Origin of the sequence: Clostridium thermobutyricum DSM 4928 (assembly GCF_002050515.1) — a bacterium.
Taxonomy (GTDB): Bacteria; Bacillota; Clostridia; order Clostridiales; family Clostridiaceae; genus Clostridium; species Clostridium thermobutyricum.
Genome location: NZ_LTAY01000026.1, coordinates 102886 through 124373 on the forward strand (window position 1 = coordinate 102886; position 21488 = coordinate 124373).

The following is a 21488-nucleotide window of genomic DNA, read 5'->3' on the forward strand; positions in this document are numbered from 1 at the left end:
TATAGATATAACAAGCTTTATTAAAAGCTAAACTTTAAATTAATATCTAAAGCTGTCTATAATTAGACTACTTCTTATTAATGATAAGAAAAATAAATAAAAAATATTACTAATATAAATCAATAAAATATATTTCAATAAAATTCTTTATTTTAAAAATATTGTATTAAATATATAATTATTATACAAAATTAAAAAGGGATAGAAAGGGGAAGGGAATTTGTTTAAAAATATTAAATTGAGTTATATTCAATTTACTCTAGTTGGATTATTTTTATTGCATGGAATAATAGCAATTTTTAATAAAGAGGAGCAACTTGTATTTTTTAATGTTAGGATTATACATAGCTAAAACTTCTTAACAAATATTAAGTTTTATATATTATTATGAATAATAATTCAACTTTTTATATTAAATTATTTTTAAGCTTTTTATAAAATTAGTTTAAAAATGTTTATTATAGCTCATAAGTAAAACTTATAAGTAAATAAAAAAACTATATTTCAAATTTTATTAGATAAAAAGTATAATATTCTCATGTAAAGGAAAGACTTTTTTTAAATAAATATTCAAAGCATATACATTGAAGCAAACAATGTTTGAATGTGTATGCTTTGAATTAATATACAAAAAAAGTAGGTAGGGGGAAGAGTTATGAATTTTTTTGAAGAAAGCTTAAAAATGCACGAAAACAAAAAAGGAAAAATTGAGGTAATTTCAAAGTTTAACGTTGAATCAAGAGATGATTTAAGTATTGCGTACTCACCAGGTGTTGCAGAACCTTGTAAAATGATAAAAGAAAACAAAGAAAATGTTTATAAATATACTTCAAAGGGAAATATGGTTGCAGTTGTAACTGATGGTTCAGCTGTATTAGGTCTTGGAAATATAGGACCAGAAGCAGGTCTTCCTGTTATGGAAGGAAAAGCTATATTATTTAAAGAATTTGGTGGAGTTGATGCATTCCCAATATGTATTGATTCAAATGATGTAGATACTATAGTAAATACAGTTAAACTTATAGCACCAGGTTTTGGAGGAATAAACTTAGAAGATATTTCAGCTCCAAGATGTTTTGAAATTGAAGAAAGACTTAAAAAAGAATTAGATATTCCAGTATTCCATGATGACCAACATGGTACTGCAATAGTAGTTTTAGCTGGAGTTTTAAATGCTCTTAAATTAGTAAATAAAAATATTGAAGATGTTAAAGTAGTTGTAAATGGTGTTGGAGCAGCAGGAACAGCTATAGCTAAACTATTAATGTCAGCTGGAGTTAAAAATTTAATTCCATGTGATAAAGTTGGAATCATAACTGAAGATATGGAAGAAATAGATTATGCTAAGAGAGATTTAGCTAGAATAGCTAATCCTAAAAAAATTACAGGAACTTTAAAAGATGCATTAAAAGGTGCTGATATATTTGTAGGAGTTTCTGCTCCAGGAATTGTAACAACAGAAATGGTTGAAACAATGAATAAAGATAGTATTCTTTTTGCAATGGCAAATCCAGTTCCAGAAATAATGCCAGATGAAGCTAAAAAAGGTGGAGCAAGAGTTATAGGAACAGGTAGATCAGATTTACCAAACCAAGTAAACAATGTTTCAGTATTCCCAGGATTATTTAAGGGTGCTTTATCTGTAAGAGCTTCAGAAATAAATGAAGAAATGAAAATAGCAGCAGCTATGGCAATAGCAAATTCAATTGATGATAAAGATTTAAGTGATGAAAATATTATTCCATCATCATTAGATAAAACTATTGCAATTAAAGTAGCAGATGCAGTAGCAGAAGCAGCTAGAAAAACTGGTGTTGCTAGAATATAAATTGAAAATTTAACAAAAATAAAGGTTAACAAATATGAAAAGTCTAGATAAAAACGTTTTTATCTAGACTTTTTTTATGTTAAAAGAAAATTTTTTTGAAAGGTGAAAATTATAACTTTAGTTATAGTTTTCACCTTTAAATCTTATTTCCATAGTATTCCTAAGTTCAATAGAAGCCCTAAAATAGAACAAATAATTATTATAAAGATAAGGTTAACCTTTTTAGAGAATAACATTATCCCGGCAACTATTGTAATAACTATTTCTTTCCAATCTTTATAAGCAGATATACTAAGATTAATAAAAGCACTTATTATTAATGCTATTAATGCTGGTTTCATTCCAACAAGAGCTGCGTTCCAAAGCTTAGAATTTTTTACTTTTGAAAAAGCGAAATAAGCTATTGTAACTAAGATTATTGGAGCTGTAGCTAAACCTGCTATTGCTACGATTCCTCCTAAGATTCCAGCAAGCTTAAAACCAATAAAGGCAGTAAGATTACAAGAAACTGCTCCAGGAGAAATTTGTACAAGACCTATATATGATGTAAATTGTGAGCTAGTAATCCAGTGGTTATTAGTTACTACGACTTTTTTTATATATGGAAGCATTGCATAACCGCCTCCAAATGCAAGAGCACCTATCTTAAGAAATCCAAAATATAATCTTAAAAGTATCATTTCTTAGGCACCTCTCTTTTAAATATTCCAAAAACTATAATTCCGTATAATGCAGATACAATTACTATAAATGCTGGGTTTACATGAAACACTTCAAGAGCAATAAGTGCAATAACTGCAACTATTCCATTATGAAGAGTTTTAGGTAATTTCTTTCCAAAATTGATTACTGCCATAAGGACAATCATTGGAACTACGGCATCAATTCCATCAAGAATGTATCTTACGTAGATGTTATGTTCGAAATTCATAAAGAAATTTGCAAGGATAAAAATCATAATAAATGGTGGTAAAAGTGCTCCTAAAAGACATGCAAAAGCACCAATAACTCCACCTAATCTGTATCCAACAAACAATGAGGAACTCATTGCTAGAGGACCTGGGAAGGTTTGACAAAGCCCTATAAGCTCCATATATTCATCATCATCTAAAAGTTTTTGTTTAGTAACAATTTCGTCTTGTATAACTCCTATCATGGCATAACCGCCACCATGAGTAATCATAGCTACTTTAAAGAATGTAAGAAAAAGCTTAAAGATTTTTTTCATTTCTTTCACTTCCTATAATTATTTAAAGTACAGGTTTATAATACCACAGAAATTAAGGTTTTAACCTCTTTTAAAGTAATATTAAAAAAAAGATAATAACTAGAATAAAAAGGAAAAAATGAGATAAAATAATTATTATGTGTATATTAATAAAATAAAAACCTTTTAATATAGAAATAAATTAGTTTTATATAAGAAAGTTATAAATAATATAAAAAAATAATGTACAAGAAGAAAAAATAAGCTTGTTTTTATAATATAATTAAATAAAGGAGGATAGCAAAATGATAGAAATTAAAAACATTACTAGAAAGTATAAAATGGGAAAAGAGACGGTAATAGCTTTAGATAATGTATCTTTAAAAATTGAAGATGGTGAATTTTTAGCAATTGTTGGACCATCTGGTTCAGGAAAAACTACATTAATGCATATTGTTGGCGGATTAGATACTCCAACTGGTGGAGAAGTTCTTTTTGATGGAAAAGATATTTCAAAATATAAAGATAAAGAAATGTCTAAGTTTAGAAATTCTCATATTGGATTTGTATTCCAAGCATTTAATTTAGAAAATACTCAAACAGCATTAGAAAATGTAATGATGCCTTTAATATTTGCAGGAATGGGTAAAAAAGAAAGAAAAGAAAAAGCTTTAAAAGCATTAGAACAAGTAGAACTTGGACATTTAGCTAATCATAGACCAAGTGAAATGTCAGGTGGACAAAGACAGAGAGTTTCAATAGCAAGAGCTTTAGTTAATAATCCCAAAATAATATTTGCTGATGAACCTACAGGAAACTTAGATTCTAAAACAGGAAATAATATTATGGATTTATTTTATAAGCTAAATGATAAAGGTTATACAATAATCATGGTAACTCATAATATGGAAGAAGCAGAAAAAGCTAAGAGAGTTATTAAGATAAAAGATGGAAATCTTATTAGTGATGAAAGAAATGAGGGGTTAGCTAATGAAGCTTAGTGATAATATATCTATGGCATTTAAAGACCTAAATAGAAGAAAAAAGAGAACTATCTTAACTTCATTTGGAATAACTTTAGGTGCTATATTAATAATATTAATGGTTTCATTAGGACTTCTTTTAAATCAATTTTTAGTTAGTACAGTTAACAGTGGGAGCAATACTAAAACAATAACAATAAATGCTGTTAAGGCTAATGCAGAAATGCCAAAAGATCCTAAACAAGCAATTCAAGATATGCCAGATTGGATGAAGAAAAATTTTAAAAGAATTGATAATGAAGCAATTAAAAAGATGTCTAAAATAAATGGAGTTGAAGGGCTTAAAGCATATATAGGAGCACAGGTTGCAGAAATAATAAGAGATGGAAAAACTTATTATGGAACATTTGGTATTAAAGGATATAACTTAAATTATGATATATATTTTAATAGCGATGTTAAAAATGCAGAGACAACTTCAAAGGATATAAACTTTAAACCTATTATTGCAGGTAAAACTCTTCAAAAGGGAGAAAATAATGAAGTTTTAGTAGGGCAAAGTCTTTTAGAAGACTTAGGAATAAATAATCCTAATGATATAGTTGGAAAAGATATAACAATAAACATAAATAATATTAATGGAACACCTGTAAAACCTCTAAAAATGAAATTAAAAGTAGTAGGGGTTATGAGTAAGTATATGCCAGATGGTAATAAATTAGTTATGAATACAGAAGATGTAGAAAAGATAGCTGGATTTATGCAATATACTAATAAATTCTTTAAAGATTATGGTTATAATGGTGTAACTATTGAAGGAAAAAATATAAATGATTTAGATAGTATAGTAGATAATGTTAAAAATATTGGATATTTTGCTCAATCAACTAGTGATAAAACAGCAGAAATAAATAACAGCTTTAACAACATAACTTTTGTTCTTTCAATATTAGGAGTAATAGTAATTATAGTTGCTGGTATTGGTATAGTTAATACTATGATAATGGCTGTTCATGAAAGAAAGAAAAGTATTGGAATAATGAAAGCTGTTGGTGCAAGTAGTTCAGAAATAAGAAAAATATTTATAGTACAATCAGGAGCTATAGGATTTGTTGGTGGAGTTATTGGAGCTATAATAAGCTGTATTTTATTTAGAATAATAAGTGGAGCTATTATAGATGGGCTTATCAAAAAAGGAACTTCAGTACAGCTAATGAAATTTGCTCCTTGGTGGCTTGTTTTAGCAACTATATTATTCTCTGTAATTGTATCTGTAATTGCAGGAATCTATCCTTCTAGCACAGCTTCTAAATTAGACCCAATAGAAGCATTAAGGGAATAGGAGGGGATAGTTATGAAAAAATTAGATGGAATAAATATAGGAATTCAAGATGTTAGAAAAAGAAAAACAAGAAGTATTCTTACAGGAATAGCTATAGCAGTTGGATGTATGTTACTTGTAGCTATGCAAGGAATGGGAGATACTATAAATAAAACAGCATCTAGTTTTATAGAAAGCTTTGGAGATATGAGTCAAGTTATGGTTCTTCCACAAAAATATGATAAGAATAATAACTTTGCACTTCAATTTCAGGAGCAATCAAATAATGGAATGCAACTATTACCTTATACTCAAAATGTTCAGCTTAATCCAAAAGAAAAAAGTAATGAAAAGAAAATAACAGATGATACTTTAAAGAGTTTAAGCAAAATAGAAGGAGTTAAAAATGTAGTTGCTTATGAAGCTAGTCGTGCATCAGAAGTAAAAATAGATGGTGTTAAAAAAGATGGTGAATCTGTTGTAGTTTTAGGCTATGACTCAAATTATAAATACACAGACCAAGTAAAAGTAATAGCAGGAAAAGATTTAACAGGAAATCAAAATGGTGTTTTAGTTAAAAAAGAATATTTAGAGCAAATGGGAGTAAAAGATTTTAATTCTGTAATAGGAAAGAAAATAACTTTAATACTTTCAATGCCAAGTATAGATGGAATTACTATGCCTTCAAAGAAAATAGAAAAAACTATTGAAGGGGTATATGAAAATAAAAATTCTTATTATCCAGGAAGTATAATGGGACTTGAAAGTATGACAAATGAAATGCAAGCTTATTATACAGGAAAAAATGTTAAAGATGTTACTCCAAATTATTCTATGGTAACTTTAAATACAACTGCTAAAAAATATATAAATCCTATTATGAATGATATAAATAATAATTTAGGATATACAACTTTTAACTTAGGTGAAGTTGTAGGTCTTGCAAGTATATTTACTAGCTTTGTAGGTGGAGTTTTAGATATTGGTGCAATAATTGTAATAATTGTTGCAAGTGTTGGGCTTATAAATACTATGACTATGACAATTCAAGAAAAGAAAAAATGGATTGGAATTATGAGAAGTATTGGAGCTAAAAAAGGAAATATAGTAACAATATTCTTAGCACAAGCAGTATTTATAGGAATAATTGGAGGAATAGTTGGTTGTATATTAGCAGTTATAGGAATATGGCTTGTTAATATATATCTAAGTAGTTCAGGAAAGGATTTTCATATAATTCTAACATGGGCAAACTTATGGCTTGGATTTATTGTAACTGTAGTTGTATCAACTATTGCAGGTATAATTCCAGCTAGAAAAGCAGCTAAGCTAAATGTTATTGAAATAATAAATGAGGAGTAAAAACATAAAGTTTATTATTGAGATAATAAATAAAAAGTTTAAATTATAATATTATTTTTTTAGAAAAGTTATAGATTAAAAAGAAAGGATACCAATATTGGTATCCTTTTTATATTATTTTGAATTAGTTGATTGAAACTAATAGACAATTAAAATTTTCATATAAATTTATATTAGGTTGTCTATTGTTTATTAGATATTTAGTTTTATATGTTTTATTTAATGAAAAATATATATAAGAGTTAAGAAGATAAATATACAAAATTTTACTTTTGAGATGGTATAATATTGAAGAGGTGGTTAAATGTATAAGGTTTTAATAGTTGATGATGATTTGATAATTAGTAGAGAGATAAAAAAGGCTTTAGATAATTGGGGATATGAATCTAAAATTACTGAAGATTTTAAAAATGTTTTAAATGAATTTATAGAATTTAAGGCAGATATAGTTTTGTTAGATATAGGATTACCTTTTTTTAATGGATATCATTGGTGCAGAGAAATAAGAAAAATATCTAAAGTGCCAATAATATTTATTTCTTCTATGAGTGATAGCATGAATATAATAATGGCTATGAATATGGAGGGAGATGACTTTATAGTAAAGCCTTTTGATATAAATGTTTTAGTAGCTAAAATTCAAGCACTTATTAGAAGAAGTTATGAATTTAGAGGGAATACTAATATTTTAGAAAATAAAAATGTAATTTTAAATATTGAAGAATGTAGTATTACATATAAAGAAAATAAATTAGAGTTAACTAAAAATGAATTTAAGATTATACAGATATTATTTGAAAATGCAGGAAAAGTAATTTCAAGAGAAGATATTATGATTAAATTGTGGGATAGTGATAGCTTTATTGATGATAATACATTAACTGTAAATATAGCTAGGCTTAGAAAAAAGCTACAAAGCTTAGAGATAAATGATTTAATAAAAACAAAAAAGGGTATGGGATATATGGTGGAATAAATGATTAAAAATTATATAAAAGATAAATTCTTAGAAGGAATTATTGTTTTAATTATGATAGGTATGTTTTCTAGTGTTTTATTTTTATATGATATTAATTTAGAACCTATATTATATTCTAGTGGATTAGTAATATTATTTTTAATTATAATTTCTTTTATTGATTTTAAAAGATATAAAAATAAGCACAATGAATTGAAGTTTATAGAAGAAAATCTTGAATTAAAAAATATAGAAATAAAACAAACTTTAATTGATAGGAATTACTTAGCTATAATTGAAAAGCTATATAAAGAAAATACAAAATTAAAGACTAAATTAGATTTAGATAAAAGTGAAATGATAGATTATTACACTCTTTGGGCACATCAAATTAAAAATCCTATAGCAGGGATAAATCTTATACTTCAAAATTCTAATTCAGAAGAGAAAGGAGATTTATTAGAAGAAATATTTAAGGTTGAAGAATATGTTGGAATGGTTTTAGGATATTTGAGATTTGTAGATGGGGAATCAGATTTAATAATTAGGGAAGAAAGTTTAGGTAAAATACTTAAAAATTCAATTAAAAAATATTCTAAATTATTTATAAGAAAAAAATTAATTTTAGAATATAAAGAATGTGATTTAAAGATAATAACTGATGAAAAATGGCTTTCTTTTGGAATAGAACAAATATTATCTAATAGCATTAAATACACAAAGAAGGGGAAGATAAGTATTTATGTTAAGGATAATACTATATACATTAAGGATACAGGAATAGGAATAAAGGAAGAAGATTTACCAAGAATATTCCAAAAAGGATTTACTGGCTATAATGGTAGAATGGACAAGAAATCTACTGGAATAGGCTTATATTTATCTAAAAAAATATTTGAAAAGTTAGGATATAAATTAGAAGTTGAATCTAAAGAAAATATAGGAACTACCGTAAAAATAAAATTAAATATGGATATTATGTTGGACTATTAAAATCCAAAGTTTTTGCTGTTGAATCAGATTTATCAAAAGAATCGAACTATTACGATATATTATAAAATGTAAAGGCAAAAGAGAATATTATAAAAGTTTATAGGGGAAAATTTGAAATTTTAAGATATATTACAAAAATGTAAGATTAAAAGACAGTATGTAAGCTGGAGTTATGGTTTAAGGATTAGAGATTTTTTATAATTAACTCATAAAGAAGATTAAGGAGGAGATTATGAGTTTATTAAGGGTAAATAATTTGAAAAAAATATATTCTTCAAGATTTGGTGGAAACAAAGTTAAAGCTTTAAATAATATAACTTTTTCAGTAGAAGAAGGAGAATATGTTGCTATAATGGGGGAATCTGGGTCTGGTAAAACAACTCTTTTAAATATTTTAGCAACATTAGACAAGCAAACTAGTGGAGAAATATATTTAAATGAAGAGAATATATTAAAGGTTAAAGAAAGTAAGCTTTCAGAGTTTAGACGTAATAATTTAGGATTTGTCTTTCAAGATTTTAATCTTTTAGATACTTTTTCAGTAAAGGATAATATTTTTCTTCCATTAGTTTTAAGTAAAATGGATTATAAAGAAATGGAAAAAAGGATAAAGCCTTTAGCTAAAAGGTTAAATATAGAAAGTTTATTAGAAAAATATCCTTATGAAATTTCAGGAGGGCAAAAACAGAGAACTGCTGTATGTAGAGCTTTAATAACAAAACCAAAGCTTATATTAGCAGATGAACCAACAGGAGCATTAGATTCTAAATCATCAGAGCAATTACTTAATATATTTTCTGATATAAATAATTCAGGACAAACTATATTAATGGTTACTCATAGTGCAAGAGCTGCAAGTACAGCAAAGAGAGTTTTGTTTATAAAAGATGGAGAAGTATTTCATCAAATATATAAAGGAAACATGAGAGATGATGAAATGTATGAAAAGATTTTAGATACTTTGACAGTTCTTCATAGAGGTGGTGAATAAAATGTTTTATTTTAACCTTGCAAAAAATAATATAAAGAAGAACAGTAGAGTATATAGTCCATATTTAATTATTACAAGTTTTATTGTTTTAGTGGCTTATATTATGCAATCTGTTAGAAATAATAGCGGCATAGATAGTTTAGTTGGAAGTGTAAATATAAAAAACATGTTAGGCTTAGGAAATTTAGTTACAGCAATTTTTTCAGTAATATTTTTATTTTATATTAATAGTTTCATCATGAAGAAAAGAAAAACAGAGCTTGGTTTATACAATGTTTTAGGTTTAGATAAAAAGCATATAATAAAAATAATATTTTTAGAAAGAGTTATAACTAGTTTTATTACTATAATTGGTGGATTAATACTAGGAATTGCAATGGATAAAATTCTTTATTTAGTATTTTTAAAGCTTATAGGAGAAGGAGTAAAACTAGGGTTTGATATATCAAGTAAAGCAATATTTTATACAGTAAGTTTATTTTTAGTTTTAAATATAATTTTATTTTTATGGGATAGCTTTGAAATAATAAGAGCAAAAACAATTTCTTTATTACAAAGTAAAAATGTTGGGGAAAAAGAACCTAAGATTAAAAAGCTCTCTCTTTTTTTAGGAGTAATATGCTTAGTTGGAGGATATTTCTTAGCATTTAATGTAGATAATCCTATTAATGCTATAAACATGTTTTTTATAGCAGTTATTTTAGTAATGATAGGAACTTATAATTTATTTCTTTGGGGAAGTATATTTATATTAAAAATGCTAAAAAGAAATAAAAAAATATATTATAAAACAAATAATTTTATTTCAATATCAACTATGATTTATAGAATGAAGAAAAATGCTGTTGGACTTGCTAATATATGTATTTTAAGTACAGCTGTAATAATAATTTTATCATCTACACTTTCTCTTTATATAGGAAGTGAAAGTTATTTTAATAAAAGATATAGTAGTGATATAGAGGTATATGCAAGAGAAACTAATTTAGAAACAGTTAAAAAAATAGATGAAATCATAGATAAAGCTGATGTAGATAAGAGCTCTATATTAAATTATAAATATCAAAATAATATGTATATACGAGAAGGAAATAGATTTAATAACAAAAATAAAGAAACTAGTAATCTATCAATTGATAATGGTTCAATTATAGTAAAAATTCCTTTAAGTGACTATAATAAATTTGAAAATAAGAATATAACATTAAATAAAAACGAAGCTTTAATTTTTAGTGATGGAGAAAAATTTTCTTATAAAGATATAGAAATTAACGGAGAAAAATATGATGTAAAACCTCTAGAAAATGTAGGAAAATTTTATGATAAAGATGCAGAAATAGATATAGTCCCAACTTATATATTAATAGTAAATGATAATGATTTAAGTGATAAATTTACTTATATCTATAAGTTTGATGTTGCTAATAAAAACAATATATTAAGTGAAAGTAACTTTATAAAAAGTCAGTTAAAAAAAGATAAAATAAATGTATTAGTAGATAATGTTATAATAGCTAAAAAAGATTTTGATAGTTTATATGGAAGCTTTTTATTTATAGGATTACTTTTAGGGTCAGTATTTCTTTTTGCTACAATTTTAATTATTTATTATAAGCAATTAAGTGAAGGATATGAAGATAAAGAAAGATTTAATATAATGAAAAAAGTAGGAATGGAAGATAAGGAAATTAGAAAAATTATAAAGAAACAAGTTTCAATAGTATTTTTATCACCAGTTGCCCTTGCTAGTATTCATTTATTCTTTGCATATCCTATGATTAAAAAAATATTATATACTTTAAACCTAAGACAAGATAGTATTTTTATTTTAATGACAATAGGAACAGTTGTAATATTTTTAATAGTATATTCTATAGTTTATAATTTAACATCTAAAATTTATTATAAGATAGTAAAATAACGGGGCTATAACTAAGTAGAATTTAAAATTATAGACTTTTTTTATTAAATAAGTTTATATTATAAAAAACTAGAATTAAAAATTCTATCTAGTTAAGTGAGAAGATTTTTGTATATGAAAAAAGCAAACTTATTTATTATATATTTATATTAAAATTATTATTTGAATATTTTTATATATGAAAAAAAGCAAACCTTTTAAGGTTTGCTTTTTCTAATTTAAATTTATATGAGATAAATTTTTAATTATATTGGTATCCCTTACCTTTATAATCAGAAACTTTTTCAGTTACTTTTTTACCATCTTTAACTACTGTTTTAGTTGTTAATGATTCACCTTGGTTTGAATAAGTATCAGTTTTTGCAGGTATTCCAACGAATGATTCTGGAGTTGGATTTTCTATTACTTTAAATGCATAACCATGTGATTTGAAGTATTGGATAATTGTTGGTAGAGCTTTAACAGTATCAACCTTAGCACCAGCATCATGCATTAATAAGATAACTTGGTTAGGGTTAGATTGATTGTGAATATCTCCATCCATTGTATGAATTAATTGATTAATATCTAATGCTTTAGTAGTACCAGCATCTCCAGTTTCAGCTGTCCAATCTAATGCAGTATCTTTGTCTTTATCTAATGCTTCATTAAATTTAATTAAGTTTGGATCATGGTAGAATGCTCTTGACATATATCCACCAGGTAATCTAACTATTCCAGTATGGAAGTTTGGTCCTAATACTTCAGTAAGTAAGTGTTGAGTTTCTTGAATTTGGTTCATGAAGTAAGGAACATCAATCTTATTATCTGGATATAATTCAGAGTAAATGTGAGTGAATGTATGGTCTCCAACAGCGTTTCCATCCATTATTTCTCTTCTTACTATTTGTTGTATTTTAGGGTTACTCTTTAAGTGGTCACCAATTACAAAGAATGTTGCGTGTACACCTTCATTTTTTAAGATATCAAGTATCTTTGGTGTGTTATTTGTACTTGGTCCGTCATCAAATGTTAAGAATACTTCTTTTTGATTTCCTTTGTAGTCACCAGCAATCATTTGTGCAACTTCATTTGCAGGAACTGCATAGCTTTGAGCTGATTTTAATAAGTTTTCACCTGGAGCAATTTCTTGTGGTTTAAACCAGCTTTCATAAGGATTTATGTATCCTAAATATTTGTCTTTAGACCAGTGACCTTTGTTTTCCATAAACTCAGTCATTGCTTTGTCTTGCTTTTGTGCTTCAGCTTTAGCTTTAGCAGCTTGTTGTGCTTCTACTTTGTGTTCTTGAGTAGTTTTTGCGTGTGCTTCATAAGCGCGAGTTCCAAAAACAGCAATTGCAGCCACTGCAATAACTATTATTGGGATAAGAACTTTTTTCTTCATAAGTTTATACCTTCCAATCAAATAATTTAAAATTTTAATTATAATTTCAAAATAAATTTCTGTTATATATAGTATAACTGTGGTGATAAAAAATAGGTTACAAAAAATAGAAAAAAGTGTTAAATAAAATAAAACAAATAGGGTTAAATTATATAAAATATTAATAAATAAAAATCTAAAGTTTTATATAATTTCCAATTTTTATGCACTTTGAAAGAGGTTGATGACCTATTTCTTTAGTTACAGCTATTGGAATATTATGATTTTCAGTTATTTTAAGAATCATTTGATTTACTGAAGGAATATAATTGTTATTATCCATTTCTGTAAAAGAACCTATTAAAATACCTTTTAAATTTTTTAAAATATCCATATCCCTAATTTGATTTAGGAAAGTTAAAATTTTATATGGATTTCCACTAAAGCTTTCTAAAAATAAAACTTTATTTTTAAAGTCTGGCATATAAGGAGTTCCAGAAAGCTTTAATAAGCAACGAATATTTCCACCTACTAATACACCTTCTAAACTATCTCCCTTTATAAATTCATATTTAAAATCAAATAAAGAAGAATTTTCTTCATTAAATGTAGCTTTAAAGTTTTTAATTTGAGTTTTAGATTTATCTTTTACTAAATTTAATAATTGATAATTGTAAGTTGTAATATCTGATTTAGTATATAAAGCATTTAATAAAACTGTTAAATCACTATAACCAAAGAAAGGTTTAGGATATTTTTTTATTTCTTCAAAATTTAAATAAGGTAAGATAGAGTTTGCTAAATCTCCTCCAGATATATCAAAGATTGCATCAATAGAAGAGTCTTTAAAGAATTCTAAAATTTCATCAGCCATTTTAGAATTATCTCTATTTAAAATATCAGTATTATTTAAAATAAACTTAGAAGAAATAAAATCTATTCCAATGTCTTTTAAAATATCTTTTAAAGCTTCAAAGTTTGTGCTATCTGTAATTGGGTTTGAGCATGCAACTATTGCAATTTTATTTAATTTCATAATAATCACTCCTTAAAGGTATTTTACTTTAAAATAAAAAAAGTTAATAGATATAAATATGTTGTATAAGTTTTAGTTAAATATTAAAATAAAGAGGAAACATATCCATAAAGGTATCAAATTTACTATTTTGTGAATAATAAGATATTAGATACAAATAGTAATTTGAAAAGGAGAAAAATATATGGATTATTGTTTAAAAAATGATATTAAAATAAAAACAAGAGGTAAAATTTTAATAATAGATAAAAGTGAATCAATCCTTTCAAATACAAAAATGTTTATAAAAATAGATAATATATCAGGTTGTATATTATTAGAAGGAATGTTATTAGTGCTTGGAAGTGGTATTCCAATTTGTAATGAATTTAAAAATCATAATATTGAATATATTAAAAGATTACCTAATTGTATAATAGGAACTAAAGACGAGTTAGAAGAGATTTACGAGGAAATAAGTTTATTAATTGAAAATATTCCTGCAATATAAATAGGACTATGGGATAAGAAAATTAGTAAACTAGGTTTATAAAAATTAAGTAAAAAGGGATGATGTAAGAAGATAAATTTATCTTCTTAAATAAATAAAAAGGGTGAAATTATGAGAAAAAAATTAATTAGTTTATTACTTGTGGGGATAGTATGTACAACAGGTCTTGTAGCATGTGGAAAAGAAGAGAGTAAAAGTAATGTTTCAGAAACAATCTCTAAGACAGAAGAGAAAACTGAAAGATATAATGATTTTAAAGATTATAAAAATGAGAAATATGGATTTAGCATAAAATATCCTAACCAATTAACAAAGGTTATAAAAGAAGATGACAATGGAATAGAAGTAAGTGGAATAATGACTGAGCTAGAAAATAAGAAAACTCAAGCTGAAAAAGAAAGTGAAAAAAATGGTGTTAAGTCTGATGATAAAGAAAGAAAGAGTGTTCCATTAACTTTAAAAGTATGGGGTGAAGCTAACAAAAATGGAGCTAACTTAAAGACTTATTATGAAAATGAAAAAGCTACTAAAAATTATTTGCCTAATACAGTTATCTTTTCATTAAAAGAAAAGGACTATTATGTAATGTGTTGGAAAGATAAAGAAAAAGAAATGATTTATTATGAAAAAGGCTTTGTTAAAGATGATAAAATAGTAAAATTTAGATATAGCTATGCAGAAGATAAAAAAGAAAATTATAATGAAATTTTAGATAAAACTTATGATAGTTTTAAGCTAAAATAAACTTTTACATAAAAGCATTATATATAATATGAAGAAAAAATTAATAAAATAAAAATAGTGAACGTATATTCACTATTTTTTTTATACTTAAAATTCGAATATAATATTTGGTATTTAAAAAAACTATAAAAAATAGATTCTAAATTATTATAATGATAAATAAATAGATATAAATATAAAAAATAATTATATTGAAAATTTATATTGAAAAAATATATTAAAAACTCTAATATATTTTAGGAATTTAATTTTTCCAAAAATCAATACAAAGGAAAAGTGACTAGGATGAAATTTTTTAAAGCATATACGCCTTTTCAAAAGGTGTTTTTTGTATTTTTTATGATAGCTAGTATAATTACATTTTTTGTACCAGCTTTTATATCAGGTGGGAAATTATCTGATGTATTAACAATTGGAGGAATAGTTGGATTAGTTGCAACATTATCTGGAGTTGTAACATCTGTTTATCAAGTAAGAGGAAACTTGATTGTTTATTTTTGGTGGATAATAAATACTGTAGCAATGCTTGCAATATCTATAATGGGATGCCTTTATGGTCAAGCTGTAAAAACTATAATATTAACATTACCACTTCAAATAATAGGTCTTGTTTCTTGGAAAAGAAGTCTTGAAAAAACTAAAGGTGATGTAGTACAAGTTAAGAGATTCAAAAAAGGACAATGGCCAAAAATAATAGTAGCTCTTATAGTTTGTTGGTTTTTATATATGTTATTTATAAAATACTTACCATATGGAGTTCATTATGTATTTGGAGTAGCTATCAAAAAAGATCCATCACTTATAATGGATTCAATATCAGGAATAATAACAACATTTGCGTTTTATCTAACTTCAAAAAGATATGTAGAACAATGGATATTCTGGATATTCTCAAATATTGGTTTTGTTTTATTTGTTAAAACACTTATAATGGCACCACATTTTTCAATAGTTTATTTATCAGGTTCAGTAATGTGGGCACAATATTTAGTAAGTTCATTTTACGGATATTACAATTGGAAAAAGCTTGAGAGAGAACAAAATAATAATTAATATATACATCCGATTCAAAGTGGTTTTGAATCGGATTTTTTTATTAAGAACAAAAAAATACCTCATATTCTTTTATGAATAATGAGGTACTTCGATTATCTTATTATTTAATTTTATTTATTTAAATGTTTAGTTATTTATCTTAAAAATGCTCCATTATTAATATCAATACATGTTCCATTAATATATTCTGGACAATCTGTAGCTAACCAAAAAATTGCTTTAGCAACTTCTTCTGGTTTTGCAAATCTATCTGTAAACACATTGCTTTTTATGCTATTTTTTCTTTGCTCTGGTATTACATTCAGCATGTCTGTTTCTACTGGTCCAGGAGCTACACAATTTACTACAATTCCATGTTCACCTAATAATTTAGCAAAGCTTTTTGTGGCATTTATTATAGCTGCTTTTGATATACCATACCATATATCAGGATGTCCAATTTGACCAGCAACTGAAGCAGTATTTACTATTCTTCCACTTTTAGCATTAATCATTGATTTTGAAGTATGCTTTATAAATTCTATTGGAGCATAAAGATTTATATTCATTAATTTTTCCATATCATCTTTTGGATAAGAATCATATGGAATAGAATTCATAATTCCAGCATTATTAACTAGAATATCAATATGTCCAATTTTATCTACTAAATCTTTTATTCCTTCTACATTAGATAAGTCATATTTGATTTTTTCAACATTATCATTATCATTGAACTCAAAATTTGTATAGTCTCTAGCTACCACTATAACCTTATAATTGTTTTCTAAAAATAATCTTGTAGTTTCTAGTCCAATTCCTTTATTTCCACCTGTTATTAGTACCTTTTTCATAATAATCACTTCCTTCGTCAGTATTCAATAATTTTTTACTATCAATATATCAAATACAGTATATCATCTTTTTAACATTTTTTCTCATTTACTCTAAAATATATAAAATTATCTCTATATTGTATTTCTTTTTATCATTAATAAAAAAATCAATATATTAATTATCGTCTATTTAACTTTTGTATATTTATCATTTAATTAAATTAATATGTGGTTTTAATATATAAAACTACGTATTAGTGACTAATATAAAGCTTAAAAAAAGTGAGAAAATTATTAGGAGTATAACGCTAGATATTGAAATAATTAAAATAGCTCTTTTGTTTCTTAAAAATCCTGTTATTACACATAAAATTGCTATCATAAGTAAAATAGATAAGATAATCAATAAAACCATACTTACTACCAACCTTTAAATTGTTTTTATTACCTATTCTTAAATATAATATTTCACAATACTAAGAAATATTTGTAAGTTTATACACAATATTAACTGCATTTTGTGGATAATTAATCCAATTATGTGAATTGTTTATAATATATTTTTTAGTAAAGAATCATAAAATAAAAAAGCTTGTCTAGAAGGCAAGCTTATTTTAATTTTTTCTTTTTTTCACAGTAGTAACCTAATGAAATAAATGCACCTGCTAGCATAATACAAATCATCATTAGAAGAATATTATGATTTAAGCCATTTATAAATGATATTACCATCCAGATTAGAGCAATAATAAAATTTAGGTAACTAGATATATTTTTTATCATAATCTCACCTCATAAATTATTTGAAAACTATGTAATTTGAAATAGATATGCAAGTATTAAAAAATCATATTAATAAAAAAGGTTTTTAAAATTTGATATTAATTAAATATAGCTTAGAGCTTATATATTATTTATATGTACTTCTAGCTTTTTTTATAATGAATTTATAAATTTTAACTAGAATTATGTCATGTATTACAAAATAAAATTTTATAAATTTTCCATAAAATATTAATTTGAGATACACAGAGTTATAGTAAAATAAATACATAATATAAAATGAATTAAACTATTCTAGGGTTCCGTAATAAGTTATTTATTAGACTGGTCCGAGAGAATAGGCACATTTAATTAATGTGTACACGGAAGGAGAAAAGCCTGGGAGATATTTTTTAAATATTTCTCTGGCTTTTTATTTAAAATTTTTATTTATAAGGAGAAGATTGATATGTTTAGAGAAATGAGAAGAAAAAAACAATTACTTAGTGAAGAAAAAAGCTTAGAAGTTTTAAAGAGAAATACAAGTGGAGTATTATCAGTTTTAGGTGATGAAGGTTTTCCATATGGAGTTCCTATAAACTATGTATATAATGATGGAAAAATATATTTTCATAGTGCAAAAATGGGACATAAAGTTGATTCAATAAAAAATTATGATAAAGTATCTTTTACAGTTATAGATCAAGATAAGATTGTTCCAGAAAAATATACAAGTTATTTTAGAAGTGTAATTGCATTTGGAAAAGCTAGAATAATAGAAGATAGTAAAGAAATGGAACATATATTAAAAGTTCTTGCAAAGAAATATTGCAAAGAACAAGGTGATAAAGGTATTCAAGAAGAAATAAATAAAGGTATAAACCATGTTACAGTAATAGAATTTGATATAATTCATTTAACAGGAAAAGAATCTATAGAGCTTGTAAATGGAGAAAAATAATTCGCTTTTTTATAAATTTAGAAATACTTTATTAAATAATAAGCAGGATAGGAAAATTTTAATTCTATCCTGCTTATTTTATTAGGCTTTTTATATAATTTTATTGATAAATTATAGCTTTTAGATAGCTACTTTTTTATAGGTTGAATTTACTTTAGCCTATATGTATAAACGATAATTTAGAGCATTTTAATTCAAAATTAAATTTAAAATTTTCTTATTTAATTCTATCTAAAACCATTGAGATTTGATAATTAGCAAAAGGAAGTATTTCATCAAGTAATGAAGTAAGTGACTCATTACTTTCATTTTCTATTTTTAAAACATAACAGCAATCTGAACCAGTTTTATAAGCTTCTACAATTTCATCATGCTTATTTATAAGATTTAATATTTTATCATGGGAATTATCTTTCATATAAATTCTTATATAAGAAGTATTTTTTAAACCTAAATAATTTTTATTAATATTAATAGTAAAGTTTTCTATAATATTATTTTCTATAAGTTTATTAACTCTATTTCCAACAGCTTGCCCAGTTAAGTGTAATTTTTCACCAATTTCTTTAAAGGTAAGTTTTGAATTAGATTTTAATTCTTTTAATATAGCAATATCTAAATCATCTAGCTTCAAAATAAATCATCTCCTATACTTAAAGTTTTTCTTCATGAAAGTGATTTGTATAAAAGTGTTTCATGAACAAATTGAACTTAGATAACTATGAATATTATAATTTAGTTATAACAATAATAAAAGAAAATTAATTGATATAAGTGGAGGAAAAATGAATAATATAGATTATTTAAGAGATAGCAATAAAGATGAGTTTAAATATTTAGAACAAATGAGAAAAGCAAAAGGATTAACTTATGAAGAATTAGCAGAAAGAATTAATGTAAACAAAGTTTGGCTTGCAAGTGCCTTTAAAGGACAACAGTGGGTTCCAGATGAATATATTGAAGCATTAGCTAAAGAATTAGAAATTTCTATTGAAAAATTAGAATGTTTAAAAGAACATCCATATAAAGCTGATGTAGATCCAATTTTATATAGATTACATGAAGCTTTAAATACATATGGACCAGCAATAAAAGAAATAATTCATGAAAAATCAGGAAACGCCATTATGAGTGCAATTGATTTTGGAGTAGATATAGATATAGAAAAAGATCCAAAAGGAGATAGAGTAATAATAACTTTAAATGGAAAGCTTTTACCATATAGTAAAGGTGGAAAATATCCTTGGTAAAAATTATTATATAAAAAGTGACTATCTCAAAATAAATTTTGAGATTAGCTGAATTTTAAAAGCAAACCAATTGAGGTTTGCTTTTTTTGTGTAATTAATTTTATGTTTAAAGAAGAAAAAAAGTTGTTCAGCAAAATAAATAATTATTTTTTATGAATAATAATTATTAATAAATTATAAATTCTCGGAAAAAGTATTGAGTGCTACCTTAGGTAATACTTTATAATTCAAAACATAGAAAACAAACAAAAGGAGAGTAAAGAAAAATGGGGATAAATTTAAAAATTGCATCTAGATTTTTAAAATCTAACAAAGCACAAACTATTTTAATTGCCTTAGGGATAGCACTTGGGGTAACAGTACAAATATTTTTAGGATTACTTATAAAAAATCTTAACAATGACCAAATAAATCAAATTGTTGGGAATACATCACAGATTACTATTAATAATAAAGAAAATAGTAGCAAAACTTTTGGGAATTATGATTCTATAATAAATAACATAAAAGCAAATCATAAACAAATTTCAGAAATTACAGGTGTTTTAGATACTCCAGGATTAATAACTAAAGGTGAAGCAAGTACTTCAATTTTAGTTAGAGGAATGGATTTTGGAAATGGAGCTAACATATATGATGTTCAAAAAGATTTAGTTAAAGGTACTATGCCAGAAGCTAAAGACCAAGTTGTAATTGGAGAAGGAATTGCTAAGAAATATGACTATAAAGTTGGTCAAAAGATTACTTTCTCTGAAGCAAACATGCAAAAGAAAACTGTTGTAGTAAGTGGAATAGCTAACTTTAATGTAGCTCAACTTAATAATTCATGGGTAGTTACAAAATTAAATTATGCTCAAGATTTATTTAATGAACAAGGTAAAGTAAATTCAATTGAAATGAAACTTTATAACAAAGATATTTTCAGTGCAGATACAATAGCAAAATCAATTCAAGGAACTTTAAATAGTAGTTTACAAGTAACTAACTGGAAAGAAACTAATCCAAGTCTTTTAAATGCATTAAGTGGACAAAGCTCATCAAGTATGACAATCCAAGTATTTATAATAATTTCAGTTGCTATGAGTATTGCAGGAGTTCTTGCAGTTTCAGTAATGCAAAAATCAAAACAAATAGGTATATTAAAAGCAATGGGAATTAAAAATAGTGGAGCAGCATCAATATTCATTTACCAAGGTGGAATCTTAGGAGTTATAGGTTCAATTGTTGGAGGAATTTTAGGTGTAGGATTATTTGAAGTTTTCTCACATGCTATAAAAACACCTTCAGGTGCACCAATAGTTACAGGACACATTTATGTATCTTACTTAATAATAAGTATTGTAATTGCAATAGTTGTAGCAATTCTTGCAGCAGTATTTGCAGCATCTAAGTCATTAAAATTAGATCCAATGGAAGTTATCAGAAATAACTAAGGAGGTTAGACAGA

General features: G+C 25.1%; 20 protein-coding genes and 1 riboswitch. Of the genes, 14 read left to right on the forward strand and 6 right to left on the reverse strand.

Annotated features, from left to right (window positions below; genetic code table 11):
* Window positions 1–655: 655 nt before the first annotated feature.
* The gene (locus CLTHE_RS04275) at window positions 656–1828 is read left to right on the forward strand and encodes an NAD(P)-dependent malic enzyme (RefSeq protein WP_080022141.1); all 1173 of its coding nucleotides are present in this window, start codon (window positions 656–658) and stop codon (window positions 1826–1828) included.
* Between the two features lie 143 nt (window positions 1829–1971).
* Here CLTHE_RS04275 and CLTHE_RS04280 read toward each other — a convergent pair whose 3' ends face one another.
* Window positions 1972–2508, reverse strand: a complete 537-nt coding sequence (locus CLTHE_RS04280) for a chromate transporter (RefSeq protein ID WP_080022142.1) — start codon at window positions 2506–2508, stop codon at window positions 1972–1974.
* Entirely contained in the window at window positions 2505–3056 is a 552-nt protein-coding gene (locus tag CLTHE_RS04285) for a chromate transporter (RefSeq protein ID WP_080022143.1), read from the reverse strand. Before CLTHE_RS04285 ends, CLTHE_RS04280 begins: the two co-directional genes overlap by 4 nt.
* A 284-nt stretch (window positions 3057–3340) precedes the next feature.
* Between CLTHE_RS04285 and CLTHE_RS04290 the strand changes: the two genes are divergently transcribed.
* The 7 genes from CLTHE_RS04290 (at window position 3341) to CLTHE_RS04320 (ending at window position 11564) form a co-directional block, all read left to right on the forward strand.
* The gene (locus CLTHE_RS04290) at window positions 3341–4036 is read left to right on the forward strand and encodes an ABC transporter ATP-binding protein (protein ID WP_080022144.1); all 696 of its coding nucleotides are present in this window, start codon (window positions 3341–3343) and stop codon (window positions 4034–4036) included.
* Entirely contained in the window at window positions 4026–5360 is a 1335-nt protein-coding gene (locus CLTHE_RS04295) for an ABC transporter permease (protein ID WP_080022145.1), read from the forward strand. The genes CLTHE_RS04290 and CLTHE_RS04295 overlap by 11 nt, the downstream gene beginning before the upstream one ends.
* A 12-nt stretch (window positions 5361–5372) precedes the next feature.
* Window positions 5373–6701, forward strand: coding sequence for an ABC transporter permease (locus CLTHE_RS04300; protein ID WP_080022146.1), 1329 nt, complete (start codon window positions 5373–5375; stop codon window positions 6699–6701).
* A gap of 304 nt (window positions 6702–7005) precedes the next feature.
* Window positions 7006–7677: a response regulator transcription factor gene (locus CLTHE_RS04305; protein ID WP_080022147.1), complete on the forward strand. Its 672-nt coding sequence runs from the start codon at window positions 7006–7008 to the stop codon at window positions 7675–7677.
* Window positions 7678–8652 carry a sensor histidine kinase gene (locus CLTHE_RS04310; RefSeq protein WP_080022148.1) on the forward strand — a complete coding sequence of 325 codons (975 nt, stop codon included), beginning with the start codon at window positions 7678–7680 and terminating at the stop codon, window positions 8650–8652.
* 232 nt (window positions 8653–8884) lie between these two features.
* Window positions 8885–9643 (forward strand): ABC transporter ATP-binding protein, encoded by a 759-nt coding sequence (locus CLTHE_RS04315; protein ID WP_080022149.1) that lies wholly within the window; start codon window positions 8885–8887, stop codon window positions 9641–9643.
* 1 nt (window position 9644) lies between these two features.
* Window positions 9645–11564 (forward strand): ABC transporter permease, encoded by a 1920-nt coding sequence (locus CLTHE_RS04320; protein ID WP_080022150.1) that lies wholly within the window; start codon window positions 9645–9647, stop codon window positions 11562–11564.
* A 241-nt stretch (window positions 11565–11805) separates the two neighbouring features.
* Here CLTHE_RS04320 and CLTHE_RS04325 read toward each other — a convergent pair whose 3' ends face one another.
* Entirely contained in the window at window positions 11806–12948 is a 1143-nt protein-coding gene (locus tag CLTHE_RS04325) for a polysaccharide deacetylase family protein (RefSeq protein WP_080022151.1), read from the reverse strand.
* Between the two features lie 175 nt (window positions 12949–13123).
* Window positions 13124–13963 (reverse strand): S66 family peptidase, encoded by an 840-nt coding sequence (locus CLTHE_RS04330; RefSeq protein ID WP_080022152.1) that lies wholly within the window; start codon window positions 13961–13963, stop codon window positions 13124–13126.
* 184 nt (window positions 13964–14147) lie between these two features.
* Here CLTHE_RS04330 and CLTHE_RS04335 point away from each other — a divergent pair, with 184 nt between their 5' ends.
* The 3 genes from CLTHE_RS04335 (at window position 14148) to pnuC (ending at window position 16250) form a co-directional block, all read left to right on the forward strand.
* Entirely contained in the window at window positions 14148–14453 is a 306-nt protein-coding gene (locus CLTHE_RS04335) for a hypothetical protein (protein WP_080022153.1), read from the forward strand.
* Window positions 14454–14564: 111 nt separating this feature from the next.
* On the forward strand, window positions 14565–15197 hold the full coding sequence (locus tag CLTHE_RS04340; protein ID WP_080022154.1) for a hypothetical protein: 633 nt from the start codon (window positions 14565–14567) through the stop codon (window positions 15195–15197).
* Between the two features lie 339 nt (window positions 15198–15536).
* A complete protein-coding gene (pnuC, locus tag CLTHE_RS04345; protein WP_158082656.1) occupies window positions 15537–16250 on the forward strand; it encodes a nicotinamide riboside transporter PnuC in 714 nt (237 codons plus the stop codon).
* 137 nt (window positions 16251–16387) lie between these two features.
* Here the strand turns inward: pnuC and CLTHE_RS04350 are convergent, their stop codons facing one another.
* Complete coding sequence (locus CLTHE_RS04350; protein WP_207651191.1) at window positions 16388–17086, reverse strand: SDR family NAD(P)-dependent oxidoreductase; 699 nt, start codon at window positions 17084–17086, stop codon at window positions 16388–16390.
* 1048 nt (window positions 17087–18134) lie between these two features.
* Window positions 18135–18238, forward strand: a riboswitch (guanidine-I (ykkC/yxkD leader).
* A 61-nt stretch (window positions 18239–18299) separates the two neighbouring features.
* Between CLTHE_RS04350 and CLTHE_RS04355 the strand changes: the two genes are divergently transcribed.
* Window positions 18300–18791 (forward strand): pyridoxamine 5'-phosphate oxidase family protein, encoded by a 492-nt coding sequence (locus CLTHE_RS04355; RefSeq protein ID WP_080022156.1) that lies wholly within the window; start codon window positions 18300–18302, stop codon window positions 18789–18791.
* A gap of 217 nt (window positions 18792–19008) precedes the next feature.
* Here CLTHE_RS04355 and CLTHE_RS04360 read toward each other — a convergent pair whose 3' ends face one another.
* Entirely contained in the window at window positions 19009–19425 is a 417-nt protein-coding gene (locus CLTHE_RS04360; protein WP_080022157.1) for an Lrp/AsnC family transcriptional regulator, read from the reverse strand.
* A gap of 151 nt (window positions 19426–19576) precedes the next feature.
* On the opposite strand from CLTHE_RS04360, the gene cynS reads away from it, so the two are divergent.
* Together cynS and CLTHE_RS04370 are read left to right on the forward strand one after the other, a co-directional pair.
* Window positions 19577–20041 (forward strand): cyanase, encoded by a 465-nt coding sequence (gene cynS, locus CLTHE_RS04365; protein WP_080022158.1) that lies wholly within the window; start codon window positions 19577–19579, stop codon window positions 20039–20041.
* 266 nt (window positions 20042–20307) lie between these two features.
* Window positions 20308–21474: an ABC transporter permease gene (locus CLTHE_RS04370; RefSeq protein WP_080022159.1), complete on the forward strand. Its 1167-nt coding sequence runs from the start codon at window positions 20308–20310 to the stop codon at window positions 21472–21474.
* Window positions 21475–21488 lie beyond the last annotated feature (14 nt).